The following is a 26,084-nucleotide window of genomic DNA, read 5'->3' as shown; positions in this document are numbered from 1 at the left end:
TTGCAAGAGGGTCGAGAATGACGACGAACACAGGCAGAGTTTCGCTTAGGCTGGCAGCGATGAGCGGGGCGGCGCTGGCAGCGCTGACGGCCGGGTCAGCCGCAGCAGATCCTGTCGAGTTTGTCCTTGCGGCGGGCGCGCCCGGCAAGGCGCTGAACGGCTTCTCCGGGCAGAGTGACCGCGCTTCCTCGTCCAATGTCTTACTTGCCGGCGCCGCCAAGCCGCTTGTCATCCCGGCATCGCAGACGGCTGAATCCGCCGGCGAAGGCGCGGAAAAGTCCGGGCCAGAACCTGTCAGCATCCCTGAGGACACCCAGGCCAATCCCGAGAAGCGCGAACAGGTGATCGTCGTCGTCGGCTCGCACATTCAGGGCGCACGCACGACGGACGCCCTGCCGGTAACTGTCATCGGCGAGGAACAGATTGCCGCCATTGCGGCAGCCTCCGGTGACGATCTGTTCCGCTCCATCCCGCAGATGGGCGACGTGACCTTCAACAGCACTTACCTGCCGCAATCCAGCAACGCTGCCCGCGGCGATGTCGGCTCAGTCAACCTGCGCAACCTCGGTATCGGCAATACGCTGGTGTTGCTGAACGGCCGCCGCATGGTGCAGCACCCGACCTCGCGCGCCAACGAAAACCTCGTACCGGTGCTGACCTACAACACCAATGCCATTCCCACCGCCGGTGTCCGCCGGGTGGAAGTGCTGCGCGACGGCGCGGCCGCCATCTATGGTGCGGATGCGGTCGCCGGCGTCGTCAACACGGTGCTGCGCGAAGTCCGGCGCGGCGGCGACATCACCGTGCAGTATGGCGGCGCGGAAGGAACGGATCATACCCAGTTCGACATCAACGGAACCTTCGGCACCGACTTCGCCGGCGGCAAGGGCAATGTCTCGGCCTTCCTTGGCTATACGACGCGTACGGAGCTTTCGACCACCGACCAGGACTGGACCGCAACAGCCAATCGCAGCGGTTTTTTCCTCGGCACTTCGCTGCAGGGCATTGGCACGCTCGACCGTACCAGCACGATCAGCAGCTGGGGCAACTTCTCGACGGTCGGCACCGGCACGGTTCTCCGCAACGGCACCGCCCTGACCACTGCGGCAGGCGCCTTCGCGATCATCCCTTCAGTCAATGGCAATTGCCGCGCCTCGCTGGGCAACGGCATCTGCATCCGTACCGGCACGCGCGCCACGGGCGGCGCAGACGCCAACACACGCTATGACGGAAATGCCATCGGCACGACCCTGGTGCCCGAGCTGGACCGGATCAACCTGTTCACCACGGCCCGCTATGACTTCGACAATGGCCTGACCGCCTTTGGCGAGCTTGGCTATTACCAGGCCGAAACGCACGCGCTGCAGGTTTCCCCGACCATTCTGGCCGCAGCGCGCATCACGGTGCCCGCTTCCAACTACTGGAACCCGTTCGGCCCGGTGACCTTTGCCAACGGAACCGCGAACCCGAACCGCCTGTCCGGCCTGAACATTTCCCCGAATGGCGTGCCCATCACGCTGGTGAGCTATCGCTTCGATGATTTCGGCCTGTCTGCCGTGGATGTGGAAAACGACCAGTACCGCATTCTTGGCGGTCTGCGCGGGCAATGGGGCACGTTCGACTGGGAGACTGCGCTGGTCTATTCCGAGGCCAGCGTGCGCGACATGCAGGATGGCGTCAGTTCCACCCGCATCCAGGAAGCCCTCTCCTGGTCCACGCCCGACGCCTACAATCCCTTCAATGGCGGCGATGTCAGCAATCCCGGCGGACCCGATACCACGCGCTCCAGTGCGGCAGCGCTCGACTATGCCCGCATACGGACGGTCAGGGACTCGCGCACCACGCTGGCCCAGTGGGATTTCAAACTGACAAAGACTGACCTGTTCACCCTGCCCGGCGGCGATATCGGCATGGCAACCGGCGTGGAAGTGCGCCGTGACACACAGCGTGATGACCGTGACCCGCATGTCGATGGCACATATACCTTCACGGATACCGTCACCGGAATTGTCTCGCCGAGCGACCTTGTCGGCACCAGTGATACGCCGGATACCAGGGGCGAGCGCACAGTCGGCGCGGCCTATATCGAACTTGCCGTGCCGCTGGTTTCGCCTGAGATGAACATCCCGCTGGTGGAAGGCCTGGAAATGCAGGTTGCCGGCCGGTTCGAGAACTATTCGGATTTCGGAGACATTGCGAAGCCGAAAGTTGCGCTTGGCTGGACCGTGTTTGAAGGGCTGCGTTTCCGCGGCTCCTGGGCACAGGCCTTCCGCGCACCCAACCTCGAGCAGGTGAACGCCACGGTGGTCTCACGCTCCAACACACGCACCGACTGGGTGCGCTGCCAGGCAGACCTCGAAGCCGGCCGCATCACCAGTTTCGCCGCCTGTAACCAGGGCTTCGCGACAACCGGCCGGCGTGCCGGAAACCCGGACCTGCAGGCCGAGACGGCCGACACCTGGACCGTGGGCACCGTGATCCAGCCGCGGATCATGCCGCCGGATGTCGGCTCCATCACCTTCACCGCCGACCTGTGGAACGTGGAGCAGGAAGGCCTTGTCGGCATCTATGGCGAGGGCAATGCGCTGATCCTCGACTACCTGCTGCGCATGCGCGGCTCCAGCAACCCGGACGTCATCCGGGCAGCTCCGACGGCGGATGAAATTGCTGCCTTTGCCGGCACCAGCCTCGCCCCTGTCGGCCGGGTGCTCTATGTCAATGACGCTTACCGCAACCTGCAGCCGCAGACCGTGCGCGGGATCGATGTCTCTGCCAATTTTGCCCTGGACCGCACCCCGATCGGGCGTCTGAACTTCGATGTCAACGTCGCCCGACTGCTTGAATATGAGCGGATGGCCTCGCCGGACATCCAGGCCCTGATCGATGCGCGGGCCGCCGGAGAGATCAACCCCGGCACAATCATCACAGGCGGAGGGAATCTGCTGCGCCAGGATGGCTCGCCGGAATGGAAATGGAATGCCGCCGTCACCTGGCAGCCCACGGAGGCCATCACGCTGGGCGCCTACACCCAGTATACCGGCAGCTATATCGATACGACGGTGATCGACCAGATCGGCCGCAACCTCGAAGTCGATGGTCAGCGTACGGTCAATCTCTATGGCCAGTATGAATTCTCCGGAGGCATTGCAGCGAACACCCGCCTGCGCCTCGGCGTGCGCAATATCGAGGACAAGGTGCCGCCGATGGATTCCAGCTCGGCCGGATATAACGGCGCGCTCTACCAGCCCTTTGGCCGCTACTGGTATGCCAGCATCCGCAAGAGCTTCTGAACCGGGAGCGTGCCCGGGCATTCAGTGCCAGGCCAGAACCGTTCGGCCAGGCCGGCAGCCGTGAGCCTGCTGCCGGCCTGAGCATCAGCGCTTGCACGCGCGCCTGACGGGTGTAGCGGCCGGCCGTCTCGCTGTGCGGGCCACCCGCCCGGCTCTCCGGCCAGGCATATCCGTCCGCACAAGGATGGGCTTTGTCTGGGGCCCGAACAGCATGTCAAAGTCAGCCGGGGACAGCATTTCAGGCCTCCACCTGCGTCACGATGCGCTTGCCCCTCTGGGTGCGCCGGCGGCGCCAGGCCCGCCGCTCGCTCCGGTCGAACCGGTTCGCCGTCACACTGGCCAGGGTGACCGGCAAACGGATCACACCGGCCTTCTCGAAAGCCTGCTTCTTGTCGCTCATCCTTGTCTCCTGTTCCGCCGGAACTTTTTTCCGGCCTGCACTGGAAATGGGATTGAACTTCCATAGCTCAAATCTAATTATTCTTTTGATACAATAGTTATGGATTATGATAATGCGCCCCACCCTGCGCCAGATGCAATATATCGTGGCCATCGCCGATACCGGTAAGTTCGGGGACGCGGCAAAGCTGGTGAATGTCAGCCAGCCCAGCCTTTCGGCGCAGATTGCCGAGATGGAGGCTGCCCTCGGTGTCGTGCTGGTGGAGCGCTCGCGGCAGGGGGCAATGCTGACGCGGGCGGGCGAGGAGTTTGTGCGCCGTGCACGGATCATCCTGAAGGAAGTGGAAGACCTGAAGGCCGTCGCCAAGTTCGGCCGGGAAGACCTCAACGGCCGGCTGCGTCTCGGCATCCTGCCCACCGTCGGACCCTACCTGCTGCCGCATGTGGTGCGAGACCTGCATGCGCGCTTCCCGGCGCTGCGCCTCAGTGTGCGCGAGGAGCGCACCATCGACCTCGATGAACACCTTCAGAGCGGGGAGTTCGATACCATCATCTCGACGCCGGATGACCATCAGAACATTGGTCACGAACCTCTGTTTACGGAACACCTTTACATCTGCGCTGCACCGGAAGATCCGCTCTCGCAGGAGAAAGGCCCCGTCGCCTTGTTCGATCTCAAGGGCCGCAGCCTTCTGACGCTCGGCCAGGGCCACAAGCTCAACAGCATCATCCAGCAGATTGCCGATGCCTCCGGGGCCGTGGTGAGCTCAGAATATGAGGGCACGTCGCTCGACGCCATCCGCCTGATGGCCGAGATGGGCGCCGGCGTCGCAATCCTGCCCAGCCTCTATGCCCTGTCCGAGGCGCGCCGCGACAAGACCCTCTATGCCCGTCCCATCGCGCACGAACTGGCCCAGAGGTCCATCTCACTGATCTGGCGTGACACATCGCCCCTGGCAGCCAGCCTCCGGACGCTGGCGGCACCGCTCGCCAAGGCGGCAGCAGGCATTCTGGCCCAGGAGGGACGCCGGCTCGGAACCTCCGCATCCTGATCTTCCGTTTCAGAAGCTGTAGTCGATAGCGATGATCGGAGCATGGCCCACGACATCCGGCCGGGTACTGAAGAAATCCTGCTGGCGCAGATAGGCGGCACTCAACGAGAGCCGCTCGTTTATCTTGTAACCAAATCCGATCTGCGTGCGAAGCCCGGTCAGTCCCTCATCACCGGAGGGGCTCGTTGCCTGCAGGGTTACGAACAGCTCGGCATCACTCTTGAAACTCCACCGGCCGGCCTCGTCCAGGGGCACGGAGACGCCCAGCCGCGGCCGGATTCGCAGTCCGGTCTGCGCCGCATTCTCGACAAAGCGCTGCTCAAGCCGCAGCCGCGTGCGCCAGATGCCGTGGCGCGCAGACACTTGCTGCATCAGCCGTGTCTCATCCGCCGCGCCATCATTGATGCGGTATTCGACCGCACCGGACACTGTCACGCCGGGCGCCGCATCGTGATTTAGCCAGAGGCGATAGAAGTATGTGTCTGCCCGGCCGTCTTCCGCGCTGCGCCAGCGCTGGGCGGTTTCCAGCTCCACCCCTGTCCTGTCGGTCAGGTCGTGGCTCAGGGATGGGTTGAGCCAGAACTCGAAGCCCTCATCTGTCCCCTGAGCTGCAGCGTGAGAGGTGATGAGGACGGCGGAGGCCAGCGCGAGCGATGATGTACGGATGGCAGATGACATGATCGGAACGTATACGGATCTTCAAAACCAAACGGCTGGCCAGAGCGCAGGTCGCTTCAGGCGACCCGCACTCCGGCCAGCTGCCGGGGGAGGTGAGATTTACTGAGGCGTGTAGGGCAAGGAGGAATGGTGCAGCACGATGCGAAGTGCCCCGTCCTTGTCGCGCAGATAGCCCCAGGTCTTGTCGACGGTCGTGACGTTTCCTTGCTTGTTGGTGAGCATCACATTGCCCATCGAGATTGCCGTGTCACCCTCAATGAAAATGCCGGCATTCTTGATCTCGAAGGATTCCCAGCCATTCAGGGCGAAGCCTGTGTCTTTCGGATAATCGGGGTTGCCGCCTACGAAATAGGCCAGCGCGCCTTCCCGCGTGGTGCGGAAGGTTTGCGGGGCAACGGTCAGCGTGGGTTTGAACAGCACCGGGCCCATCTGGTAGCCGTAGGCACTGTCGATCACTTCGCCGGCGAGCTTGGTGGCCGCCTCGATGCCCTGCTGGTCATAGGTGCGGGAAATGCTGACCAGTGCGTTGCCCCAGGCATTCTGGGCGGCAATCACGTCAGCTTCGGTTATGGGCGCGCGCACTTCGGCGGGCGCGGCGGCAACGGCCGTGGCTGCGGTCTGGGCGGAAGTCGATGCACAGGCCACCGGAGTGGCCGCAAGGGCGGCAGCAAACAGGGCGGCAAGGGCCGAATGAGTACGCATCATGATCAGTCTCCTGAGGATTGATGCCGCTGCAGATGGGCTGGAAGAAGAATAGCTCCAATCCATTTTTTGTTCCTGGTTGATAGCATTCAGCTATGGCCAGCTTTGGCAGGGTCAGTAATGGGGCGTGCGGATCGTGAGGGGTCCGGCAGGCTTGGCCACTGCCAGGCGCCGGGCCGCCACATGACCCGGAGGGTTTCGAAGCAAATATCATTGTTTCTCTCTATGAATTTCATCGGAAAAATAGTCTGGACCTATTTTTTGAAGCGGCGCATGTCGCGCCCCCGGGGCTCAGTCCGGGGCCTCACCGGCTTTGGGGTCTGCCATGGACATCGCCCTCTCCACCCTGTTCTCACCGATGGTCCTGTTCTTCGTATTGGGACTCGGCGCAGCGCTGCTCAAATCGCAGATGTCGATCCCGGAGGCCTTCGCCAAAGGCCTGGCGATCTACCTGATGATGTCGATCGGCCTGAAAGGCGGGGTCGAGATGTCGAAAAGCCAGCTCAGCTGGGACATTGCCCTGATCATGGCCTCCGGAATGGGTTTATCCTTCCTTCTGCCCGTCCTCGCCTTCACGCTTCTGCGCCTGACCACCCGGCTCGACCGCACCGATGCGGCGGCAGCGGCCGCGCACTATGGCTCCATCTCGATCGTCACCTTCGTGGCGGCGACCCAGGCCGTCACCGCCTCGGGCCTTGTCGCGTCTGGGTATCTCGTCGCCGTCGCAGCGCTGATGGAAGTGCCGGCGATCATCACCGCCCTTATCCTCGCGAGGGGCGGCAATGCCCGACACCCGCAACCGGCTGCGCAGATCGCCGCTGAGCGCGGCGAGCTTGCGCGCGAAGTGCTGCTGAATGCCTCCGTCGTTGTCCTGATCGGCTCCCTGCTCATCGGCTGGATCACCGGCGAGGCCGGCATGGAGCGGATCGCCCCCTTCTTCGTCACCCCGTTCCAGGGCATCCTCTGCCTGTTTCTCCTCGACATGGGCCTGGCGGCCGGCCGCGGCCTCAGCAATGGCTGGCGGCAGCTCGAACCCGGCACCATCCTGTTTGGCCTCTACATGCCGCTTCTGTCGGCCTTGCTCGCTGCCCTGGTGGCCTGGGCCAACGGCATGCCTGCCGCGGACGCGGCGCTGCTCATCACGCTTGCCGCCTCGGCCTCCTACATCGCCGTTCCGGCCGCGATCCGCCTGGCCTTGCCCAAGGCACGGCCATCTATTTATCTCACACTGTCGCTCGGCATAACGTTCCCGTTCAACCTGATCATCGGCCTGCCCCTTTATATCTGGCTTGGCCGTCTCGTCGCGGGATGAGGAGGTGATCCATGCATGTCCGCTACCGTCTCGAACTGATCATTGAGCGCATGGCGCTTCAACGTGCCTGCAGCGTCCTGGAAGCGGCCGGGCTCACCGGGTATACAGTTCTGCCCGCCATCGCCGGCTATGGCGGCGGCAATCACTGGAACCGGGATTCAGACCTTTCCGCCTCCGGCAACATGCTACTGGTCATCTCGATCGGCACAGAAGCCCGCATCAACGCAGCCCTCGGGCATCTTGAGTCCCTGCTCGGCTCGCATATCGGTGTGCTGAATGTCTCGGAGGTCAGGGTGCTGCGCCCTGACCGGTTCTGACGCGGAATGACATGGTCCCGTGTGCGGTCAGGCGAATGCCAACCCGCACCCGGAACTCGCGCGCGACCAGGCGTCAGGCATCAAGAAGTTCCTGCCATCCGCGAAGCGCGGCGTGCCGCCGCGACTCTTCGCGAACACCCCATCAAGATGCCAACGCCATTGATTCATCCGGCGCATGGACTCTGATCTCTGCCTGCGGATGTTCCTGGTCAAACGGATGCCAAAACGGTCAACCCAGGACAGCGGAAATCGCACGCACATCAGTGCCGCCTGATGACCTGAAAGACGGGCAAAATCTCACGGCTGCGGGTTAGCGTTGGGGGTGGCGCTGCCGCTCACCAGATCCCGCTCGCCACCCCCGCCATCATTCCGGCGCCGAGGTCGCGGCAGTCCGCCAGCGTGGCAGCGTCCAGCGTCTTGGGCGCGAGGATTTGTTCCGGTGTCTGAGCATTCGTGTTGACGATCATCGCCGGCTGCACTTCCCGGAGGCGCCAGCCGGTGCAGATGCGGGCGAGTTGCCGCGCCGCGCCCTGCCCGTCCGATCCCGCCGCGATCATCTGCGCATAGGGCCGCCCCTCTATCCGCCCGAGCAGGGGGTAGTAGCAGCGGTCGAAGAATTCCTTCATCTCGCCGGAGAGGCCGGCGAGGTTTTCCGGCGCCGCGAACAGGTAGCCCGCCGCGGCCAGCATCTCCTCCGGCCCCGCTTCGGCCGCGCGCACGAGCCGCGCGGCGCCCTCGCCCCGTGCGCCCTCAAACGCCGCACGTGCCATAGCCTCCGCCGCCCCGGTGCGCGAATGCCAAAGGATGAGGAGCTGTTTCATGGGCCCATCCTAAACCGGGCCGGGGGCGGATAGCGAGAGCCCCCTCCGGCCATGCGGGCCACCTCCCCCGCTTTGCAGGGGAGGATGAGGGCGCGCCCCAATGCAACGGCTTTCCTCCACCGCGAAGCGGGGGAGGTGGATCGCACCAAAGGTGCGAGACGGAGGGGGAAACCCCGTGCTACCCTCACCCAAACCCCGGAGCCCGCCCATGTCCCTCACCACCGCCAAGGCCATCACCTTCGTCCTGACGCCGGACCACAAGCGCGCGAGCGCCTGGTACCGCGATGTGCTGGGCCTCACCCCTGTCTCGACCGACGACTTCGCTGCCGTGTTCGACCTTGCCGGCACCACGCTGCGCCTCACCACCGTGCAGGGCTGGCAGGCCGGGGCGCACACCGTGCTCGGCTGGGCCGTGCCGGATATCCGCGCCGCGATGGCGGCCCTGAAGGCGAAGGGGGTCGAGTTCCTCGTCTATCCGGGCTTCGGACAGGATGCGGACGGGGTCTGGTCTGCCCCCGGCGGGGCGGTGAAAGTCTGCTGGTTCAACGATCCCGATGGCAACAACCTCAGCCTGACCGAGATGCCATAGGGCATTTTCCGCCAGCCCTGCCTCTGCCATAAGGCGCCGCATGAGTTTCCGCGTCGCCGCCTTCTACAAGTTCTTCCGCTTTCCGGACTATCGCGAGCGCCAGCCCGAGCTGGCAGCGGCGTTCTGCGGGCTGGGCGTGAAAGGCTCCGTGCTGCTGGCGGAGGAAGGCGTCAACGGCACCCTCGCGGGCACGCCCGAGGCGATTGACGCAGCGCTTGCCCGCTTGCGCGCCCTGCCCGGCGCCGAGACGCTGGAGGCGAAGTTTGCCGAGGCCGAAAAAATGCCCTTCCGCCGGCTGAAGGTGCGCCTGAAGCGCGAGATCGTCACCATGGGTGTGCCCGGCACTGACCCGAACACGCTCGTCGGCAGCTATGTGAAGCCGGAAGACTGGAACGCGCTGATTACCGATCCGGACACCGTGCTGATCGACACGCGCAACGACTACGAGGTCGCCATCGGCACCTTTGAAGGCGCTATCGATCCGCAGACGGATCGTTTCCGCGACTTTCCGGCCTGGTTCCGGGAGTTCCGCGCCCGGCTCGAAAGCGAAGGCCGCAAGCCGAAGATCGCGATGTTCTGCACAGGGGGCATCCGCTGCGAGAAGGCGACCAGCTTCGTCAAGGCCGAAGGCATCGAGGACGTGTTCCACCTTGAAGGCGGTATCCTGAAATACCTGGAAACCGTGCCGGAGCAGGAAAGCCTCTGGCGCGGAGAATGCTTCGTATTCGACGAGCGCGTCAGCGTGCGCCATGACCTGTCGCCGGGCACGCATAGCCTGTGCCATGCCTGCGGCCGGCCGGTTTCAGCCGAAGGCCGTCAGCACAAGGATTATGTGGAGGGCATCTCCTGCCCGGCCTGCATCAGCGAAATGACGGATGGGCAGCGGGCCCGCTTTGCCGAGCGCCAGCGGCAGATGGCGCTGGCCCGCACACGCGCCTCCTAGCGCGCCTCTTCGCGCGCCATCGCCGCGCGGACCTCATCCAGCGGAAACAGCGGGCCCGGATCCAGATTGCGCCGCAGCGGCTGGCCGCCGCAATCGGCCTGCATCCGGGTGTCAAGCGCCGCATGTGTGACCACGGCCTCCGGCCCGAGGCCATAGCGGCCGGCGAGGACAGCGGCGAGCGCCTTCGTGGCGGCGATCTGCGCGGGCGGGAACGGCTCGATCCCGTCGCCGCGGTTGACCAGCTCGATGCCGACAGAACGCTGGTTCACGCGCTGCATCACCCCCCCGAAGCTGACATGGCCGGCGGTGCGCAGCTCCGGGCGCTGCTGGGCGATGTCGCCCGCCCGCCCGATGACATAATGGATGCTCCTGTCCGGCTGATCCAGAAACCAGTCGCGCCAGAACACGGCGCTGCCGCTGGCCGGGGTGAAGAACACTTCCCCGTTCCGGCACATGGGCCCGCCGATCGTGTGGATGACGATCAGGTCGATCTCTTCAGCCAGGCGCGGCTCGCCGCCATGCGGAAAATCCTCCGGCAGACGGTCGATCACGAGGCCGGCTTCTGCCTCCGGCGGTCTGGCAGCCGATGGAGGCACTGCACCCGGTTGCGGCACGGCCGTACAGGCGGCCAGAAGGGCCAGACAGGCGGCAAGACGGACAAGCGGGCAGCGCATGGCCAGAGGGGAGCGCGAAGCCGGGCCGGGGTCAACCAGCAGAGGCCGGACAGCGCCGCATTTGCCCCTTGCAAAATCCGGCGCCGCGCGTAAACACGCGGCTTCCCGCGCGGGCCATGGGCGCCCGTCCGGGCCGATGGACGGCGGAGTGTAGCTCAGCCTGGTAGAGCACTAGCTTCGGGAGCTAGGGGCCGGAGGTTCGAATCCTCTCACTCCGACCATCTTTTCAAGGCTTTAGGCAGCATCAACGGCAAGCGGTTTACAGGACGGTTTACAGCTACCTGCTGTCCGGGCACGCATCCAGCCCCCCATTGTTTTACAAATCGCACGACTCAGGGGCGGATACGGTACCACCTTGGAGTGCCACATGACCTTGCCCATGAAGTGCGTGAAGTGCGGGACCGTTTTTACGTCGAGAGCATTTCGCATCGTCGGCGCGAAGAACATCCATTTCGCGAACAACTGGGAAACCTGCCCCTACTGCGGAGGGCGAGCGCGCTCGATCGATGGCGTTTATGACATGGTTGACGAGATCGTCGTCGCTATCCGGCCGCTCAATCGGGACGCACGACGAACGCTGAAATCAATACTTGAGGACGCCAGGAAAGATAACTTTCGCGATGGCGGCCTGATCGATGCGGTCTCCGAAGTTGCACCTGAAGTCGGGGCGATTCTGCGCCGCGCCAAAGCCGGCGAGTTTAGCCAGACCGCCGTGATGATCTTCATCTTGCTTGTCTTCGAATATGTGACCAGCGGCAGCCTCGTGAACTACACGAAGAACGAGATCAACGTGTTCATGGAGCAGGCGAAAGTGCAGGCCGCCCTGATCGAAGCGGCGTCAGGTGAAGGATATCAAACCGATGACGACCATCAGCCACCCGAAACCCAGCACGCCCGTGTAGAACCCGGTAAAAAAGCCACCCTTGAAGAAGGCCAAATCGCGGAAAGTGATGCGGAAAATCTTCATGGTACGGATGTTCCTGAAACAAAGCCCGAATAGCGAGCGCGCTGGTCATGCATAGGATCGTGCATAATCTGACCCCGGAAATGGAAAAAGCGCCCGCCGCCCGGGAGTGGGCGGCGGGCTTGAGGTCCGGCAGGGCGCAGGGGAGGATTCGGCCCGGCCGGCTCCCTGTCAGGAGGCAGGTTGCGCGGCCGGGTCAGCGGCAGGCGCAGGATCGGCGGCGGGCGCAGGCGCCGGGTCAGCGGCGGGCGCAGGATCGGCGGCAGGCGGTGTTTCCTGAGCCGCAGGCTCCGGCGCCGGAGGCGGCGGGGGCGGCGGCAGGTGATGCGCATAGCGCTCGAGGATGAGCTGGTTGGCCGCGGCGTCCGCGAGGGCGACCTGCACCAGGTAGGCCTCATCCTTGGCGCGCTGCGTTTCGGTGGCGGCGAGCTCGGCCTTCAGGCGCGCCTCAGTGTTTTCGTGCTGGCGGATCTTGCTCAGCTGCTCATCCTTCGCGGCGGCGCGCGCCACAAAGGTCATGGTATTGGGGTCTTGCATGGGAGTCATCCTTGTACGGAGGGTGGAGAATGCCGGACAGGAACCGCATCACCGGCGTCGCGGAACAGGTCAGCCTTTCGGCACTTTTGGAGTACGGCGCGACTGGCGGGGCGGCACCGCCGCTTCGAACTGCTGTTTCAGCAGCTGCATTTCTTCGCGCAGGAACTGGACGGTGACTTCCAGCGCTTTTACCTGCGCCTTCAGCTCACCTTCGCGCACCAGCAGCTGGCGCTCATCGACGCGCAGCCGCTTGATCACGCTCTCTGCTGCATAGAGGCGCTGCTCATACGGCCGGGCAAGCAGCCAGTAGGCCGACAGCCCGCCGAGGCCAAAGACCGTCAGCATCGACAGGACGATCACCGAGGGGCTTTCGAGAACCGGCTCGATGCTCCCCCAGTTCTGGATGAGGTATACCGAGACGGCCCCCAGCCCCGCCATCACGGCGGTATAGCGGCCCCAGGGCGGCGACTGGGCGGGCGGCATGGCGGCCCGGTCGTCGCGCTCCTGAGCGGTTTCCGGCGCCGCCTCCGGCGCGGTGTCCCTCACGCGCTCAGCCTTTCAGGTTGAGCAGGCCCGTCAGGCGGGCGCGGGCGGCGCGGCCGAGGACCCAGCCCTCATGCCATTTCGTCGTGATCTCGACATCCAGCGGGTCGAGCTTACGGCGCAGCTGCGCCATCGTCTTGCGCACCCGGCCGCGCACGTCTGTGACGACGCGCGGATGCAGCTCGGAGAAATTGCCGGGGCCGAGGATCTTCCCCGAGCGCAGGCGGGTGAGATAGGCCGCCTCCAGGGGCGTCAGGCCCCATTCGGCGGGATAGGTGGCTTTGGCCATGTCAGGCTCCTTTGCATGCGGGAGGAAGGTGCGCCCGGCCGGATCCTGACATCATCAGGCGGCTGGCCGGGCGCGGGTCCGGGACGCCGCCCCCGGCGCCCCGAAGGGATCAGCCCTTGCCGGACTTCTTCGCCTCGATGCGGGCGGCTTCGGCCTGGATCGAGGCGCTGGTCTCGCGCAGGCGCGCGCGCGCGGCGTCGATGTCCTCGCGGCGGTAACCGCCATCGATGATCCGGCGCAGCTGCGCCGCGTCGGCGTCGAGGTTCCTGTCCATCGACGCCTTGCCCTGGGCGGCGGCGGTCAGCCAGCCGAGGCCGCGGTCGATATAGCTCTCGGCGACCGAGATCGCGTTGGCATCGGACTTCGCGCCGATGATCGCGAAGGCGAGGTCTTTCACATCGCCGAACTTCTTGAGGGTCTTGACCATGTCCATGAGGGATCAGGCCTCCTGTGCTTTAGGGTTTCGGGAAAGGAGCGGGGCGCGGGCGCTAGTCGCCGCGCATCGCGTTGACGGCCTCGGAGATCTCCGGCCCGCGCTCGCGCCAGAAGGTTTCGAGCTGGCGGGCCGCCGCGATCGCCTTGGCCACCTGGCCCTCATCACCGGCGGCCAGCGTGCGCGCTTCGGCGACATCGCCGAGCAGGCCCCAGGCGACCACCGCCGTGGGCGTCACGCGCGCATCGATGGCGGCAACCTTCAGGCAGGCGGATTCGAGCGCGGCGACATATTCCGGGTCGCGCTCCGTGGCTGAGAGCTCGCAGAGCTCCTTGCCGGCGGACAGCGCCGACTGGTACCAGGTCAGCGTGCAGGCCGCGCCGCCCTCGATGCCGTCGGCGCCCTTGCAGACTTCCGCATACGGAATACCGCCCGCCGTTTTCCAGAGGCTGTCCATCGGGATCAGGGCGCAGCCGGAGATATTGCCGAGGCTGAAGACGGCGGCGAGGGCCACAAGGGCCCGCTTTCTAAGCGTGTCGAACATGGGGAGTCCTTTCAGGATTCGTTGGTAGACAGAGTGCCCGTGGTCTTGAGAAACACGCGGCGGCAGTTGGGCGGCTGGCCGATAGCGTAGTGATTGCGGGCGCCGAGAAGGCGCGAGCGGGCGATGCGGACGATGGAGACCTTGTCGCCCTGGTTGCCCCCGAGGACGTGGAACGCGCCGTCATCTTCGCCAACGTAGAGCCCGACATGGCCGGACGTGTTGCCGCGCCGGAACACCAGCACATCGCCGAGCTTCGGTTCGGCGACGGCGCTGCCCCAGTTCAGCCAGCTGCGCGCCCAGAGCGCGTTCGGATTGACCGGCTTGCCCGCGCGCTTTGCGATGACGGCCATCCACAGGCCGCACCACGGCACCGAGTCGGCGGTGAAGACCTGCTCGATCTTCGGGACGCCGACCTCTTTGGCCCAGCCCATGATGACGGGATGATCCTCCGCCCCCGGACCTTCCAGCGTGCCGAAGGTCTTGAGGCCTTCCAGCAGCATGCGCGGCGCGGGCTCGGCGGCGAGCCAGTGGTATTCGCGGGGGAGAAGCGCCGCCGTCATGCGTAGACGCCCCCGCTCGCCTCGGTGCCATTGACGGATCCCGGGAAGAAGCTGGCCCCGCCGCCGCCCGTGAAGATCACGGAGCCTTCCTGCGTAATGTAGCGGGTGCCGGTGATCGTGCCGCCTGTGAAGCTCGCGCCGTTTGCGCCGACATAACTGTTGCGCAGCGCGCGGACAAACGCCGTCCCGAAGTTGAGCGTGCCGCTCAGCGTGTAGGCAAAGGACGTGATGTCCACATCCGCCGTCTGGAGCGCATTGATATGCGTCGCCGCCTGCCCGGTGATCGCGTTGGTGTTGATCGCCTTGATCTTCGACCGGCTGACACTGATGTGATGGTCCGCGCAGGCCCCGAAGTCGCAGTTGCCATATTCAAGATTGATGCCCGCGCCGGAGAGGTCGATCCCGGACCCGGCCGTTGTGGTCTGCAGTTTGACCCCGAGCACCCGGTAATTGCCGAACACGGCCGAGGCCCGGATCGCCGAGAGGCTGCTGCCCGCAATCACGACATTCGACGGCGTGGCCGTATCGCCGAGGATCACCAGCCAGCCGCCGCCCCGCATAGACTTGAGCGCAGCTGAGGCGTGCGTGCCGGACCGCACCACGATCGTGACATCGAAGCCGTTGGTGTCGAGACCCGCCGCCACATCGATGGCCTTCTGCAAGGTGGCGAAGGCGCCGGCATCGGTGTCGAGCAGGCCGCTCGCCGAGTCGCTGCCGCCGGTCCGGACATAATAGGTCCGCGCGGCCTGCAGGCGGTCCGGCAGCTCGTGCAGGACGCGCACGGGCTGCGTTGCGCCCGGCTCTTGGTAGACCTCCTGCGTGCCGGTGGCGAGTGCGGTGACTTCGTTGAGCGCGCAGACCCCGCGCGTACCGGCCGACATGTCGATGCCCCGGCAGACCGAATTGTGCTGGGCAACGCCGTTGATCGTGTTGCCCATGACCGTCGCGTTGATGCAGGAGCCGTTTGCGTCCGACTGCTGGAGGGAAATCGCGGCCCGGTGCGAGCCGGTCAGCGCGTTCGTCGTCACCAGCAGGCCATCGACGTTGCGGACAAGGATCGCGCCGCCGGTGCCCGGGCGCGTGTCGCCGCAATTGATCAGGGTGTTGCCGCGGACGTTTACATTGGTGGCCCGCTCGCCGGTCGCGGCGCCGACGATAACGATACCGCCGGTCTTGGTATAGGCCCGGCCGTCGCGGGTCTTGGTCTCGCCGGCCCAGGCGCGCACCCGGTTGAAGTTGACATCGATGTTCGCGCCCGGCGCGCCGGAAATGCTGTTCTGGTACGTGACGCCTTCGGCGCACTCGATCGCTTCGCCCTGCTCGATCCAGCAGTTGCGGCCGTAATGGATGTCGATCCCGACCCAGCTTGTGACATCCTTGGCCGTGCAGCCCGTGAAGCCCGAATTCTGCGGCACGCGGTCCGTGCCGCTGGCCGTCATCACGCCGCCATAGGCATTGTCGTTTCCGGTCTGGCCGGGGAAGATGTTTTCCCAATGGCAGTCGAGACACTCGCCATTGATCGGTGAGAGGTGTTCCTCACCGGAATACCCGCACCGCTCGACGCGGTTGCGGATCGAGCGCAGCCCATCCGTCCAGCGGGTATAGATGCCCTTGTCGCCGAAATTCTTGACCAGCAGGTCTTCGAAGCGGATGCCCTTCCGGTCCAAGCTCGACGTGCCCACGCACGAGATGCCGATATGGTTGGCAATATAGCCGGAGGCGCGGGTTTCGTCCGTGTGCGTGCCATCGACGGTGAAACCGCGCAGCGTCACATTGTCCCCATCGACGGTGATGAACGTGCCGGCCGTATTAGCTTTCTTCAGGATGGCGTTTCGCGAGCCGGTCAGCTCGGTATTGGCCGGAACCGTGAGCGCGGTCGCGACATAGGTGCCGTCAGCAAGGTGAACGCGGCCGCCAAGGTTCAGATAGGTCTGCAGCGCGGCGGTGCAGTCCGTGACACCATCGCTGGTGAAGTGCCAGGTCGAGAGCCGCTGCGGCGCGTTGCGCGCGACCGGCGCACCGGCTCCGTCAAAGGCCAGCACCTGCCCGGAGGTGCCCGAAAGCAGGTTCTGCTTGCCCGAAAGCGCGGCGGAGAGCGCGGACTGCGCCCGCGCATCGGTGAAGTACTTGTTGACCGCGCCTTCCGGCACCGCGTCCGTCGAGCCGGGCGATCCGACAATCTCGATGTAGGCGGAGCCCGACCAACGATAGATTTTGTTGTCGTTCAGCGTGACATAGATTTTGCCAGTCTCGCCAGGGCCGGGCAGCGCGGCGAAGTTGACCGCCTCGACCACATCATCGACATACGAGGGCAGTTGGCCCGCGGGCACCTTGCCGCCGCTGTCCAGCGAGGCAACGCCGCTGTTGGCGCCTTTCTGCGCCAGCGGGATCGATGCGGCGGCCGCGGCGTCTGCCGCCGCCTTCACGGCCGCCATCGTCGCGATCTGGGTTGTATTCGTGCCCAAGGCGGCGGTGGGCGCGGTGGGCACGCCGGTCAGCGCGAGGTCTTCGGTATCGATCGCGATCGCATCGATGGCGTCGGAGAGCTTCTGCAGCGTGTCGCGGGCTTCGGCCACCCCGCCGCGCAGCTCGGTGCGCAGATTGTTCACCAGTTCCTGGTTGCCGGCATTGACGACCTGCTGGTTGACCAGGAAGGGCGCGAGGATGACATCGAGCATCGACCCGCCCGGCTGGATGTCCTCGAGATAGCTGACCCAGTCCTCGCCGTCCCAGACCAGCGGGCGCAGCGGGATGTCGGGCTGTGAATAGTCGCCGTGCAGCTTGCCGACCGCCGGGTTCGACGGCAGCGAGATGCCGTGGCTCATGTCGAAGATGTTCAGCGCCTCCAGCGTCTCCCAGAGGAAGCGCTCGGGATACCGGACCTCGGTGGAACGCGCCTGGGCGATCAGGACCGCCGTCTGGTCCCAGAGATCCTGCAGCCGGTCGCGCAGCGCTTCGACCGTGTCCGGCGCCCCGAATTCCGGCAGCACGTTCGGCTTGTTGATCGTGTCGGCATTGGAGATTGCCGGAATCGCAGACGTGCGCAGGTCATACGCCATGGAAGCACTCCTCAGTTGTCAGATGAAATCCGCAGCCGTCCGCTCACGGATGAAAGGAGAGGCCCGGAGCCTCAGACGCGACGCGAAGGGCGCGAGCACACAAGCAACGCGCAGGCGCAGCGGCGCCGGGCGCACGCCCGGCGATCACCGCGAGCAGTTCTAATAAGGCTCGAACCGCTCGAACTCGCCGCCGCCCGGGCCGCCCCCGCCGCCGCCCCCGCCGCCGGACGGCGCCGGCAGCACGGTGATCGTGTGATTGATCTGCGACGAGACGCCGGAGGGATTTGTCGCCGTCACCGTCACCGTGAAGGTGCCGGTGGCGGTCGGCACACCGCGCAGCTCGCGGGAGGAGAGCGCCGTGCCCGCCGGCTGGCCGGAGACGCCGAGCGTCAGGGCGCTCACCGCGAACGGCGCGCCGCTGAGATACGTGCCATACCGCACCGGCGGCAGCGTCTGGCCGAGGTTAAGCGTTATGGCAGGGATCGAGGCCCAGACCGGCGCCGCGCCGGCGGAGACATTGACCGTCTGCAGCGCCTCGACTTCGGCCCCGAAGGCGTCGATGGCCGTCCAGGTGATCGTGTAGGTTCCGGCCGCCGAAGGCACGCCGGAGAGCACGCCGTCGCTCACCGACAGGCCCGGCGGCACACCGGTCGCCGTGATCGTCAGGGCATGCACAGGCGTCGTGCCCGCGATGATGAAACTGCGGGCATGCAGGAAGCCGACACCGGTCCCGGCCGTGACGTTCCAGACCGGCAGCGCCACCCAGACCGGCGGCGTTGTCGGCGGGCTCAGCGGGTCATAGCTGTGCAGCGTGATCGTCACCGTATCGGTCAGCCCGCTTTCGTCGGTGACGCGGAAGGTGACGGCCGCCGGCGCCTGGATCGGCGGGGCGCTGCGCGCGAGGATCGCGCCGGTCAGCGTCACGCCCGTGGGCAGCGCGCCGAGCGCTTCGAAGCTGCGGTTTTCGGCCGGTGAATCCGGATCGGTGACCAGCGTGTTGAGATCGACGATCGTGCCCGAGGATCCGGCCTCGAAGGCATAGGACCGGTTGACCCCGAAATCCGGCGCGACCGGCGGGTGATAGGTGGCCAGGCGGCGGAGCTCCGCCAGTACGAAGGCCGACGCGGCACCCTGCGAGACCATCAGGTAGAAATCCTCCGGATCGAAGGGCAGCGTGATCGTATGCGGCAGCACGCGCGGCCGGTATCGCTCGTCCTCGTGCATCACCGTCACGCGCGGATCCGTGATCACCTCATCCTCGAGCGCGTCATGCTCACCGAGCGCGACCGGGTAGATGCCCGAGGCCGCGATCAGGTCATCCAGGTGATCGATGATGAGGTCGAGGGGCTGGCCGCTGGCGAGCGCCGCCGCGATCGCGGCGATGGCGGCCTCCTGCCCGTCAAGGTCTTCGACCAGGGCAGCGGCGGCGAGGCGGTGCGTATCGAGCTGGGCGAGATACCAGGCGAGCGTCTTGACCGGGCCGCCGCGCCGCGTCGTCACCGTGCCGTCGCCGCCATGATCTGCGGGCGCATTGATCACGGTGCCGAGGGTCGTGACATCCGTGCCGGCATCGATCAGTTGCTGGGCGGTCGGTGCGGGCATCAGGCGGCTCCCATATGGTCGGGCATGGTTTCATTGACCAGCGTGTCGAAAAGATTGGCGGCGCTGAGCGCCTCTTCGCCATACTCGGCCAGGAAGGCGAGATCGTCGAAGTTGGCCGGGTTGAGCGCTTCGATCCGCAGGCTGACATTCCAGCGCCAGCGCCCGGTCGTGATCTCCCCGGACTGGGCCAGCGAGACAAAGCGGCAGGCAAAGGTCTCGCAGCCGTCCCGGCTCATGCCCGGCATCCAGAGATCGGCCTCGAACACGCCGCCCGCGACCTTCTGGGCGAAGGCCAGCAGGATGTCCTGCTCGAGGGCGGACAGGCGCAGGGCGAAGCTGTGGACGCCCGGCAGGTGGCTGAACCGGCGGCGCTCTTCCTGCCAGCCGGAATCCATGTCGAAAGCCTCGACACCGAAATCCGGCGCCAGCGTCTGCGTCTGGAAGATCGGGCGCGGCAGGGCGCGCGGCCAGCGAAGCCTGGTCATGCACTCTCCCCGAGATCCTCGACATAATTGGCGGCCGTCACCTGGAAGGCGCGGCCGGACGGGGCGACCTTGCGCACCGTCAGATCGATCAGCGCGGCATCCGGCGCCGAGACCGCAATCAGCGTCGGCACGCCGCCGGAATCCCCGGTCAGTTCGACCGGCGGCACCTCGGCCAGTTCCAGCATCCCGCCGGCAAGCCCGGTCGCGGCGAGTACCGCAGACGGCTCGCCTTCCGGGCTGCGGATCACGGCCATCAGCGGACCTTCCGGCAGGCGTCCACTGACCTGCAGCATCCGGCCCTGCGCGCGCACCAGGCGCAGCGAAGCGCCCCAGTCGAACATCGGATGGGCAAGCGCGATCCGGTCAAACCGGCCGAACAGGTTGGCCGCATCGGTCGTCTGGAAGCTCACCTCCATGTTGCGGCGGGTGAGGTCTTCCCAGAGGTACCTGGCCTCTGCGAGCGCCTCGGCCTCATCGGTGAAGCCGAGCGGCTTCACCTGTTTCGGGAACAGGCAGTCCGCAGGCCAGCGCACCTGGCGCTCGGCAAAGGTGTCCGGGTCGCGCCATTCGAGCTCGATGCCATCCGGGTCGCCCTGGCGGCGGAACGCCCACTGCACTTTGAGCGAATTGGCGATCACCGTGTCCGCCGTGACAAGCCCGCGGCGCACCGGCTTCGGCCCGTCCACCGCGACGCTGAGGCGGCCGCCGCGCATTACCGGGTCCGCCCGGCCACGCCGCGCCACGCCCTGCAGGGCGGCCCATAGCGTCTGGCGGGTATCAAACACGCCGTTGAAGCCGGAGCTGCCCTCGAGGCTCGTGCGCCAGGCTTCCAGCGCTTCGGTGTGCACGCCTTCGATCGAGAGCGCCGCCGTGCCGGAGCGGTTCAGCATGATATCGGCGAGGATGTCTGCGGGGTTGGCGCTGAGGATTTTCTGGTCGGTACCGAGGCGGGGCACATACATCCGCGTCGTCACGAAGATCCGGCTCTGCGCCGTCTCCGACAATTCCTGCGCGCCGCGCACCACAAGGCTCATCAGCGTCACATCGCCATAGGCGCGCGCCGCCGTATCGATCTCGAGCCAGGCCTTGAGCCCGGTCCACACCGTGCGGTCGGTTTCCCGGCCCCGGTTCTCGAAATCCGTCCGGCCGAGGCGGATGCGGTAGCGCCCCTCCGGCACATCGATCCGCCAGGTGCGGCGCTGCGGCGTCATCGTCGCCGCGCGCTCGGTAAAGGTCACGACGCGGTCAGGCCCAAGGATCTCGCCATCATCGCCGATCGGCGTCAGCCAGGCCGTCAGGATCACCTGCCAGGACCTGATCTTGCCCTGATCGTCGCGGTCATTCAGCCCGCCCGGCCATTCGACATCGATCTCGATGCGGCGTGTGCGCGTGCGCGGCGGATTGGTCACGAACGGCCCGAGGATCACCGAGCCGTTCGACACGATGGCAAGATCGAACTCGCCGGCGCCGGAGCCGGACAGCGGCCCCTGCACGGTGACGCGCGGGCCGCTGACGGAGACGACCGTATAGTCGCCATTCGCGCTGCTCTTGCGCACGACCAGCGTGTCGCCGGGCGAGGCCGTCTGCGCCACCGACAGATCCTCGAAGGTGAAGACGCTGCCGGCATAGCTGGCCCGGGCGCGAGCCTGGAATTTCTTCGGCGGCAGCAGCTCCTGGCTGGAGACATCGCCGGAGGTGAAGACGTTCTCCCAGACGCCGGCAGCGGCCGAGACCGCGCCGAGGCGCTGGCCGTGATCGGTGGGGCGGAAGACGCGCCACTCGGCAAGGCCGGGCGGCAGGTCCGTCACCGGCGTCTCGCCGAGACGTACCGCATCGACTTCCAGCTCACCGGCGCCGAGGCAGAGCAGGAAGGCGCGCACCTCCTGGTTGCCGTCATACCAGCGGTAAGACTGCGCTGCATAATCCGGCGTGCGCGTCACGCGGCCATAACAGAGGGGCACCGGCGCGCTGAGCTTCGCTTCGTTGGCCGAAAGCCCGATCGAATAGACGCTGCCTGCGCGGCCGTTTCCGTCCGGGGACGGAACTTTCGGCATCAGCAGGAAAGTCGCGGCGACCGTCACCACCACGAAAACGGCAATGATCGCCCAGGTCACAGGGTCAAGCCCGCGCGGCATGAAAGCCAGCACCAGCTCGTCGGCGGCTTCCATGTCGCGGTCAAACACTTCGTCGCCCGCGCGCTCCCCGTTCCAGAAGGCCGCCGGCGGCCGCGGGAAGCCCTGTGGCCAGTGCTGCGCCAGGAACGCCTCGACCGGGCCCGTATGCAGGATCACCCGCGGCGGAAGGCCCGCCGTCAGATCATCGACAATCAGGATCCGGCCCAACAGGCAAACTCCCAGTCCGCAAGGTTGAGTTCAGCGATCGGCGTCCAGCGCACACCCCGGCCTTCGGCCGTGTCGAGCAGCCCGCCCGCCACGATGATGCCGGCATGCAGGGCTCGGTCCATTGAGGGCGAGAAGCCTATGGCCCCGTCGCGCGGCTTTGTTCGTTTCCAGTCATCCGGCACCATGTGCCGCGCGAAGATCGCCGCACGGGCGCTGGGGCTCGCCGCCGCCTCGAGCGGATCTGGCGGCAACGGCCAGCCGAGCCGCTGGCAGACATCGAGCACCAGACCCCAGCAATCGAGCCCCTCGGCGCTGCGCCCGGCCGGCACATAGCGCACGCCCTGCAGCGCGTGAATCACATCCGGCGGCGTCATATCCGGTCGAGACCCGGAAAGAGGCCGCGCCGGTAATAGTCGACCGGGAACGGCACGTTGACGAGATCGCCAAGCGTTGCCGATGCCGTCACCGACAGGCCCTGCGCGCCGATGGCGGTCAGCTCGAAACGCAGCGCGGGGCGGATCGGCGCCTCGCCGGTTGATCCGTAGACGTTGTAATCGGCGAACACCGGCTGAGCGCTGGCGCCTGCCGCGGCAAGCTCGCGGGCGAAACCCGGCCCGGAATTGAACAGGGCGATCTGCAGCTCATACCGCCCGGAATCATCCAGCGCTGGCAGTTTCACCTCGAAACCATGCGGCACCGCCTGAACCCGCTCGCCGCGCACTTCGCACCAGAAGGCCTCCCGGTGCGTCGTCAGGTGATGCGTCCGCTGGAAGTGAGGATGCACCAGGCTCAGCACTTCGCGCGGGATGTCGTCTACCGGCGCGGTTGTCCAGATGCGTTTCTGCCGGGCGCTGGGTTCACTCATCAGGACCCCCAGGCCGGATTGACACCATACCGGCCCTCAAGCGCCATGCCGACACGCCCGCCGCCGCGCGCGATATCCTGGGCGACGGCATCGATGATCACCTCGATCTCGCCGCTCGCCGAGCGCTGGGCACGCGGAATGACACCCGGCGCATTGTTGATGACCCTAATGTCCGGCGCACGCAGCACCGGCGCCGCCATCGCCATCGGGATCGACCGGCCGGCATTGATCGCTTCCAGCAGCTGCCGGTTGGCGCGGGTCGCCTCGGCATTGACGACGAACTCGCCATTCGACAGGCGCGCCGGGATACTGTCGGTGCGCGGCCCTCCCGGGCCGGTCACATAGCCGCCCTGGGCGAAGCCCTTGCCGCCGCCGGCGATCGCCGCGATGATCGAAGCGCCCTGCGCCGCGATGACGGCCGCCGCCGCGATCTTCTGCGGCAGGGTCACCTGCGTCGGATCGGCCAGCACCTGCGAGGTTGCCTGCGCGATCTTGATCGTCGAATCGGCAATCGCGAAGGCCCGGCTGATGGCGAGCGCCACGCGGGCGGCTTTCGACTGCTCGCCGCCGAGCTGCTTGAACAGCTCGCCGACATTCGCGAACAGGCCCTCATAGGCCGAGAGCTGGGCGCTGGCCGTCGCGCGGCGCGCCTCGAGGATCTGCCGGTCGGTTTCATCCGACAGGCGCTGGCGCTGGGCCTCGTACTCTTCCTCGGCAATGATCTTTGCCGCCAGCCCGTCTTTCAGCGCCGCGAGCTTCGCCTCCTCAGCCCGCCGGATGCGGCTGATCTCGGTTTCGAGCGCGTTCTCCGGATCGCCGAGCGTCAGGAGCTCCGCGCGCACCTGCCGGCGCTGCTCGCCATATTCCTCTTCCAGCGCCAGCAGGGCTTCCTGCTGCAACGCCTTGTCGGTGATCTCGCGCTGGATCTCCGCCTTGCGCAGCTCATACTCGCGCGCCGCGATCTGCTGCACCCGGCCGAACATGCGGTCGCGGGAATCGATGACTTCGGCCAGATAGGCCTTCTCCCCGGCAAGGCGCTCGGCGCGCAGGCGCTCGCGCTCCTTCTCCCGGTCGAACTCTTCCTGGTCGGCCTTGATCTCCTGGATGTCGAGCTCTTCGAGCGCGAGGGCGTAGAGGTCGAGCGCCTCCTTGCGGCGCGCCTCCCGGTCGGCCTCAGACTTGGCGACGAGATCGATGGCCGCCAGGCGTTCATCGCGGATGCGGGCCAGCGCCTCGCGCTCCGTCTCGAACGTGTCGCGGTAGGCCTTGGCGAGCTGGTCGAGCACCTGCTGCGCCGCCTTGATGGCGCTGTCGTCGGCCGTGACGGGCGCGCCGCCGCCTTCGCTGGCCGCGCCCGTCAGCTGGTCGAGCCGCTTGCGCAGCAGCTCCGAGGCTGCGCCGATATCGCCCGACAGCAGAGCGTCGGTGAATTCCTTTCCGCGCCCTTCGCCGAACACCGAAATACCGATCTGGTTCTGGCGCTTCTGCAGGTTGAACAGGGCCGCCTTCGCATCCGAAACCGCCTGGTCAAAGTCGGGCGCGTCGATATCGCCCACGTCCTGGCCGGACGCCGCTCGCACCTGTGTGCCGAGACCTGCATTCGAGACGGAGCGGCGTCGCTCTTTCTCGCGAGCCGCCTGCGCTTCGGTGATGGCCTCATTGGCGTTCGAGATCTGCGTCTGCAGGTCGAGCAGCTCCTGCAGGAACTGCTGGATCGTCGCATCGCGCAGCGCATCGGCAACCTCGCGCAGCTTGCCGCCGAGAAGGCTCACTTTCGGCGCCGCACCTTCTGCGGAATCGCCGAGCTGTGTGAGCAGATCGGCATCGACATATTTCTCGGTCGCTGCCAGTGCCTTGTTGGCCCCGGCAGTGGCGGCCTCGACATCCTCCATTGCTCGCGTCAGCCGCGTGCCGTTTTGCGCCAGCAACACGAAAGCGCCAACGATCGCGCCGATCACGAGAGGGATTGGACCCCCGAACACAGCAGCCGCCTTGTTGAACAGGAGAACTGCAGCCGTTGCGCCTTTGGCGCCCTTCGTGACTTCCCCGTATCCAGTGATGACAGCCATCAACGCCTGGCCTGCAAACACACCGCCCAGCACCGCAGCCGCCAATACGGCTGCATTTGCAAACCCGTCGAGGTCATTGGCCAGGAATTCTATGGCCCCGGCGACAGCCTGAACACTGTCCTTCACGCCTTCATTCGAGCCGACAAACTCGATAAGCTTGTTCTGCAGACGGATGAACGCTTCGGTGACGCCCGTGGTCATCGTGTCGAATTCGCCGCGCAGCTTGTCCGCTTGCGACAGCAGGCCGGCAAACAGGTCACCGCCGGATACCTCACCAGCCGCAATCGCCTGCCTGAGCTTGAAGATAGAGCCCTCGGCCACCGCCACCCCGTCCGCAAACGCCTGGGCGAGGCGCGGTGTGCCGGTCACGATCGAGTTGAACTCTTCCAGCTGCACCCGCGGCGAGGCAATCGCCTGGCTGAGCTGCACGATGGCGCCCTGCACCGCCGCGGCGCCGTTGTTCGCGATCTGCGCGCCCTTCGACACACTGTCGGCAAAGTCGAGCACATCCTTGCGGCTCATGCCGAGATCGCGCGCAGCGCGCGCCGCGGCGCCCGTCAGGTTGCCCAGCGAGGCCAGCGGAACCGCCGCCTGATAGGCGATCTGGTTGAGATCGGAGGCAGACGCGGTCGCCTCTCCAAGAACATCCTTGTACTGATTGAGCGTGTTGATCGTGTTGCGCCACTGCTCTTCATACTGCAGGACTTCCCGCCCGCCGATGGCCAGCGCCAGACCCACAACCGCACGGCGCACATCGCGCGCCATCGCATCGGTAGACTGGGCGATGCGCTTGTTCGCATCGCCGAACGACTTCTCGGCCCGGCGCGCCGCTGCCTCCGTGCGGTTGGCATAGGTATTCATCGCCCGCTCGAAGCGGGAGATATCCGCCTCGAAGATCGTGCGCAGGCGATCTAGGTCCTGGTCCATGCGTCAGAGTCCGTGGCTGTCGAGAAGGGCAGCGGCCTCGTCTTTCGACAGGCCGCCGAGCGAGGATCCGCCGCCGGAGGTTTCCGGC

The 26,084-nt window shown here is 66.2% G+C and carries 25 protein-coding genes and 1 tRNA gene; 8 read left to right on the top strand and 18 right to left on the bottom strand.

Going from position 1 to position 26,084, the window contains the following annotated elements; genetic code table 11:
• The first annotated feature begins 17 nt into the window (after window positions 1–17).
• Entirely contained in the window at window positions 18–3,290 is a 3,273-nt protein-coding gene (locus ACK4TE_RS02350; protein ID WP_409909865.1) for a TonB-dependent receptor domain-containing protein, read from the top strand.
• Between the two features lie 238 nt (window positions 3,291–3,528).
• Here ACK4TE_RS02350 and ACK4TE_RS02345 read toward each other — a convergent pair whose 3' ends face one another.
• Window positions 3,529–3,690 carry a hypothetical protein gene (locus ACK4TE_RS02345; protein WP_409909864.1) on the bottom strand — a complete coding sequence of 54 codons (162 nt, stop codon included), beginning with the start codon at window positions 3,688–3,690 and terminating at the stop codon, window positions 3,529–3,531.
• Between the two features lie 112 nt (window positions 3,691–3,802).
• On the opposite strand from ACK4TE_RS02345, the gene ACK4TE_RS02340 reads away from it, so the two are divergent.
• Window positions 3,803–4,741 carry a LysR substrate-binding domain-containing protein gene (locus tag ACK4TE_RS02340; RefSeq protein WP_409909863.1) on the top strand — a complete coding sequence of 313 codons (939 nt, stop codon included), beginning with the start codon at window positions 3,803–3,805 and terminating at the stop codon, window positions 4,739–4,741.
• Between the two features lie 9 nt (window positions 4,742–4,750).
• On the opposite strand, the gene ACK4TE_RS02335 is transcribed toward ACK4TE_RS02340, so the two are convergent.
• Both ACK4TE_RS02335 and ACK4TE_RS02330 read right to left on the bottom strand, forming a co-directional pair.
• Window positions 4,751–5,419, bottom strand: a complete 669-nt coding sequence (locus tag ACK4TE_RS02335; RefSeq protein WP_409909862.1) for a DUF2490 domain-containing protein — start codon at window positions 5,417–5,419, stop codon at window positions 4,751–4,753.
• Between the two features lie 99 nt (window positions 5,420–5,518).
• On the bottom strand, window positions 5,519–6,121 hold the full coding sequence (locus ACK4TE_RS02330; protein ID WP_409909876.1) for a phosphoribosyl-AMP cyclohydrolase: 603 nt from the start codon (window positions 6,119–6,121) through the stop codon (window positions 5,519–5,521).
• A 325-nt stretch (window positions 6,122–6,446) separates the two neighbouring features.
• Here ACK4TE_RS02330 and ACK4TE_RS02325 point away from each other — a divergent pair, with 325 nt between their 5' ends.
• Together ACK4TE_RS02325 and ACK4TE_RS02320 are read left to right on the top strand one after the other, a co-directional pair.
• Window positions 6,447–7,433, top strand: coding sequence for a sodium-dependent bicarbonate transport family permease (locus tag ACK4TE_RS02325; RefSeq protein ID WP_409909861.1), 987 nt, complete (start codon window positions 6,447–6,449; stop codon window positions 7,431–7,433).
• Window positions 7,434–7,444: 11 nt separating this feature from the next.
• Window positions 7,445–7,750 carry a DUF190 domain-containing protein gene (locus tag ACK4TE_RS02320; protein WP_409909860.1) on the top strand — a complete coding sequence of 102 codons (306 nt, stop codon included), beginning with the start codon at window positions 7,445–7,447 and terminating at the stop codon, window positions 7,748–7,750.
• Window positions 7,751–8,085: 335 nt separating this feature from the next.
• On the opposite strand, the gene ACK4TE_RS02315 is transcribed toward ACK4TE_RS02320, so the two are convergent.
• Window positions 8,086–8,571, bottom strand: a complete 486-nt coding sequence (locus tag ACK4TE_RS02315; RefSeq protein WP_409909859.1) for a flavodoxin family protein — start codon at window positions 8,569–8,571, stop codon at window positions 8,086–8,088.
• A 208-nt stretch (window positions 8,572–8,779) separates the two neighbouring features.
• On the opposite strand from ACK4TE_RS02315, the gene ACK4TE_RS02310 reads away from it, so the two are divergent.
• Window positions 8,780–9,160: a VOC family protein gene (locus tag ACK4TE_RS02310; RefSeq protein WP_409909858.1), complete on the top strand. Its 381-nt coding sequence runs from the start codon at window positions 8,780–8,782 to the stop codon at window positions 9,158–9,160.
• 40 nt (window positions 9,161–9,200) lie between these two features.
• Entirely contained in the window at window positions 9,201–10,103 is a 903-nt protein-coding gene (locus ACK4TE_RS02305) for a rhodanese-related sulfurtransferase (protein WP_409909857.1), read from the top strand.
• Here ACK4TE_RS02305 and ACK4TE_RS02300 read toward each other — a convergent pair.
• Window positions 10,100–10,654: an N-acetylmuramoyl-L-alanine amidase gene (locus tag ACK4TE_RS02300; RefSeq protein ID WP_409909856.1), complete on the bottom strand. Its 555-nt coding sequence runs from the start codon at window positions 10,652–10,654 to the stop codon at window positions 10,100–10,102. The genes ACK4TE_RS02305 and ACK4TE_RS02300 overlap by 4 nt on opposite strands.
• A 267-nt stretch (window positions 10,655–10,921) precedes the next feature.
• On the opposite strand from ACK4TE_RS02300, the gene ACK4TE_RS02295 reads away from it, so the two are divergent.
• Both ACK4TE_RS02295 and ACK4TE_RS02290 read left to right on the top strand, forming a co-directional pair.
• Window positions 10,922–10,998, top strand: a tRNA-Pro gene (locus ACK4TE_RS02295).
• Between the two features lie 146 nt (window positions 10,999–11,144).
• Window positions 11,145–11,777: a hypothetical protein gene (locus ACK4TE_RS02290; RefSeq protein WP_409909855.1), complete on the top strand. Its 633-nt coding sequence runs from the start codon at window positions 11,145–11,147 to the stop codon at window positions 11,775–11,777.
• A gap of 135 nt (window positions 11,778–11,912) precedes the next feature.
• Here ACK4TE_RS02290 and ACK4TE_RS02285 read toward each other — a convergent pair whose 3' ends face one another.
• The 13 genes from ACK4TE_RS02285 to ACK4TE_RS02225 all read right to left on the bottom strand — a co-directional run bounded on the left by ACK4TE_RS02285 (window position 11,913) and on the right by ACK4TE_RS02225 (window position 25,996).
• Entirely contained in the window at window positions 11,913–12,278 is a 366-nt protein-coding gene (locus ACK4TE_RS02285; RefSeq protein ID WP_409909854.1) for a hypothetical protein, read from the bottom strand.
• 69 nt (window positions 12,279–12,347) lie between these two features.
• Window positions 12,348–12,824 carry a hypothetical protein gene (locus ACK4TE_RS02280; RefSeq protein ID WP_409909853.1) on the bottom strand — a complete coding sequence of 159 codons (477 nt, stop codon included), beginning with the start codon at window positions 12,822–12,824 and terminating at the stop codon, window positions 12,348–12,350.
• A 4-nt stretch (window positions 12,825–12,828) separates the two neighbouring features.
• On the bottom strand, window positions 12,829–13,110 hold the full coding sequence (locus tag ACK4TE_RS02275; RefSeq protein WP_409909852.1) for a hypothetical protein: 282 nt from the start codon (window positions 13,108–13,110) through the stop codon (window positions 12,829–12,831).
• A 109-nt stretch (window positions 13,111–13,219) separates the two neighbouring features.
• Window positions 13,220–13,543, bottom strand: coding sequence for a hypothetical protein (locus ACK4TE_RS02270; RefSeq protein ID WP_409909851.1), 324 nt, complete (start codon window positions 13,541–13,543; stop codon window positions 13,220–13,222).
• A gap of 55 nt (window positions 13,544–13,598) precedes the next feature.
• Window positions 13,599–14,087 carry a hypothetical protein gene (locus ACK4TE_RS02265; protein ID WP_409909850.1) on the bottom strand — a complete coding sequence of 163 codons (489 nt, stop codon included), beginning with the start codon at window positions 14,085–14,087 and terminating at the stop codon, window positions 13,599–13,601.
• Window positions 14,088–14,098: 11 nt separating this feature from the next.
• The gene (locus tag ACK4TE_RS02260; protein ID WP_409909849.1) at window positions 14,099–14,647 is read right to left on the bottom strand and encodes a TIGR02594 family protein; all 549 of its coding nucleotides are present in this window, start codon (window positions 14,645–14,647) and stop codon (window positions 14,099–14,101) included.
• Entirely contained in the window at window positions 14,644–17,706 is a 3,063-nt protein-coding gene (locus ACK4TE_RS02255) for a hypothetical protein (RefSeq protein WP_409909848.1), read from the bottom strand. Before ACK4TE_RS02255 ends, ACK4TE_RS02260 begins: the two co-directional genes overlap by 4 nt.
• A gap of 159 nt (window positions 17,707–17,865) precedes the next feature.
• Complete coding sequence (locus tag ACK4TE_RS02250) at window positions 17,866–19,308, bottom strand: putative Ig domain-containing protein (protein ID WP_409909847.1); 1,443 nt, start codon at window positions 19,306–19,308, stop codon at window positions 17,866–17,868.
• Entirely contained in the window at window positions 19,308–19,793 is a 486-nt protein-coding gene (locus tag ACK4TE_RS02245; RefSeq protein WP_409909846.1) for a hypothetical protein, read from the bottom strand. Before ACK4TE_RS02245 ends, ACK4TE_RS02250 begins: the two co-directional genes overlap by 1 nt.
• Complete coding sequence (locus ACK4TE_RS02240; RefSeq protein ID WP_409909845.1) at window positions 19,790–22,135, bottom strand: host specificity factor TipJ family phage tail protein; 2,346 nt, start codon at window positions 22,133–22,135, stop codon at window positions 19,790–19,792. The genes ACK4TE_RS02245 and ACK4TE_RS02240 overlap by 4 nt, the downstream gene beginning before the upstream one ends.
• Window positions 22,120–22,509, bottom strand: a complete 390-nt coding sequence (locus tag ACK4TE_RS02235; RefSeq protein ID WP_409909844.1) for an NlpC/P60 family protein — start codon at window positions 22,507–22,509, stop codon at window positions 22,120–22,122. Before ACK4TE_RS02235 ends, ACK4TE_RS02240 begins: the two co-directional genes overlap by 16 nt.
• Window positions 22,506–23,000, bottom strand: a complete 495-nt coding sequence (locus ACK4TE_RS02230) for a DUF1833 family protein (protein WP_409909843.1) — start codon at window positions 22,998–23,000, stop codon at window positions 22,506–22,508. Before ACK4TE_RS02230 ends, ACK4TE_RS02235 begins: the two co-directional genes overlap by 4 nt.
• Complete coding sequence (locus ACK4TE_RS02225) at window positions 23,000–25,996, bottom strand: tape measure protein (protein ID WP_409909842.1); 2,997 nt, start codon at window positions 25,994–25,996, stop codon at window positions 23,000–23,002. The genes ACK4TE_RS02230 and ACK4TE_RS02225 overlap by 1 nt, the downstream gene beginning before the upstream one ends.
• Between the last annotated feature and the right edge of the window lie 88 nt (window positions 25,997–26,084).

It is taken from the genome of Hyphomonas sp. (assembly GCF_046313975.1).
GTDB lineage: Bacteria > Pseudomonadota > Alphaproteobacteria > Caulobacterales > Hyphomonadaceae > Hyphomonas.
The sequence above is the reverse complement of the archived record's forward strand: the minus strand, read 5'-3'. Positions and strand labels throughout refer to the sequence as shown.

Excerpts from the sequence above, each read along its gene's own strand:
- ACK4TE_RS02230 (WP_409909843.1), bottom strand. The coding sequence starts at position 23,000 with ATGAGTGAACCCAGCGCCCGGCAGAAACGCATCTGGACAACCGCGCCG.
- ACK4TE_RS02345 (WP_409909864.1), bottom strand. The coding sequence starts at position 3,690 with ATGAGCGACAAGAAGCAGGCTTTCGAGAAGGCCGGTGTGATCCGTTTG.
- ACK4TE_RS02285 (WP_409909854.1), bottom strand. The coding sequence starts at position 12,278 with ATGCAAGACCCCAATACCATGACCTTTGTGGCGCGCGCCGCCGCGAAG.
- ACK4TE_RS02305 (WP_409909857.1), top strand. The coding sequence starts at position 9,201 with ATGAGTTTCCGCGTCGCCGCCTTCTACAAGTTCTTCCGCTTTCCGGAC.
- ACK4TE_RS02290 (WP_409909855.1), top strand. The coding sequence starts at position 11,145 with ATGACCTTGCCCATGAAGTGCGTGAAGTGCGGGACCGTTTTTACGTCG.
- ACK4TE_RS02335 (WP_409909862.1), bottom strand. The coding sequence starts at position 5,419 with ATGTCATCTGCCATCCGTACATCATCGCTCGCGCTGGCCTCCGCCGTC.
- ACK4TE_RS02265 (WP_409909850.1), bottom strand. The coding sequence starts at position 14,087 with ATGTTCGACACGCTTAGAAAGCGGGCCCTTGTGGCCCTCGCCGCCGTC.
- ACK4TE_RS02310 (WP_409909858.1), top strand. The coding sequence starts at position 8,780 with ATGTCCCTCACCACCGCCAAGGCCATCACCTTCGTCCTGACGCCGGAC.
- ACK4TE_RS02225 (WP_409909842.1), bottom strand. The coding sequence starts at position 25,996 with ATGGACCAGGACCTAGATCGCCTGCGCACGATCTTCGAGGCGGATATC.
- ACK4TE_RS02350 (WP_409909865.1), top strand. The coding sequence starts at position 18 with ATGACGACGAACACAGGCAGAGTTTCGCTTAGGCTGGCAGCGATGAGC.
- ACK4TE_RS02260 (WP_409909849.1), bottom strand. The coding sequence starts at position 14,647 with ATGACGGCGGCGCTTCTCCCCCGCGAATACCACTGGCTCGCCGCCGAG.
- ACK4TE_RS02245 (WP_409909846.1), bottom strand. The coding sequence starts at position 19,793 with ATGACCAGGCTTCGCTGGCCGCGCGCCCTGCCGCGCCCGATCTTCCAG.
- ACK4TE_RS02315 (WP_409909859.1), bottom strand. The coding sequence starts at position 8,571 with ATGAAACAGCTCCTCATCCTTTGGCATTCGCGCACCGGGGCGGCGGAG.
- ACK4TE_RS02270 (WP_409909851.1), bottom strand. The coding sequence starts at position 13,543 with ATGGACATGGTCAAGACCCTCAAGAAGTTCGGCGATGTGAAAGACCTC.
- ACK4TE_RS02325 (WP_409909861.1), top strand. The coding sequence starts at position 6,447 with ATGGACATCGCCCTCTCCACCCTGTTCTCACCGATGGTCCTGTTCTTC.
- ACK4TE_RS02250 (WP_409909847.1), bottom strand. The coding sequence starts at position 19,308 with ATGCCCGCACCGACCGCCCAGCAACTGATCGATGCCGGCACGGATGTC.
- ACK4TE_RS02235 (WP_409909844.1), bottom strand. The coding sequence starts at position 22,509 with ATGACGCCGCCGGATGTGATTCACGCGCTGCAGGGCGTGCGCTATGTG.
- ACK4TE_RS02275 (WP_409909852.1), bottom strand. The coding sequence starts at position 13,110 with ATGGCCAAAGCCACCTATCCCGCCGAATGGGGCCTGACGCCCCTGGAG.
- ACK4TE_RS02330 (WP_409909876.1), bottom strand. The coding sequence starts at position 6,121 with ATGCGTACTCATTCGGCCCTTGCCGCCCTGTTTGCTGCCGCCCTTGCG.
- ACK4TE_RS02320 (WP_409909860.1), top strand. The coding sequence starts at position 7,445 with ATGCATGTCCGCTACCGTCTCGAACTGATCATTGAGCGCATGGCGCTT.
- ACK4TE_RS02340 (WP_409909863.1), top strand. The coding sequence starts at position 3,803 with ATGCGCCCCACCCTGCGCCAGATGCAATATATCGTGGCCATCGCCGAT.
- ACK4TE_RS02255 (WP_409909848.1), bottom strand. The coding sequence starts at position 17,706 with ATGGCGTATGACCTGCGCACGTCTGCGATTCCGGCAATCTCCAATGCC.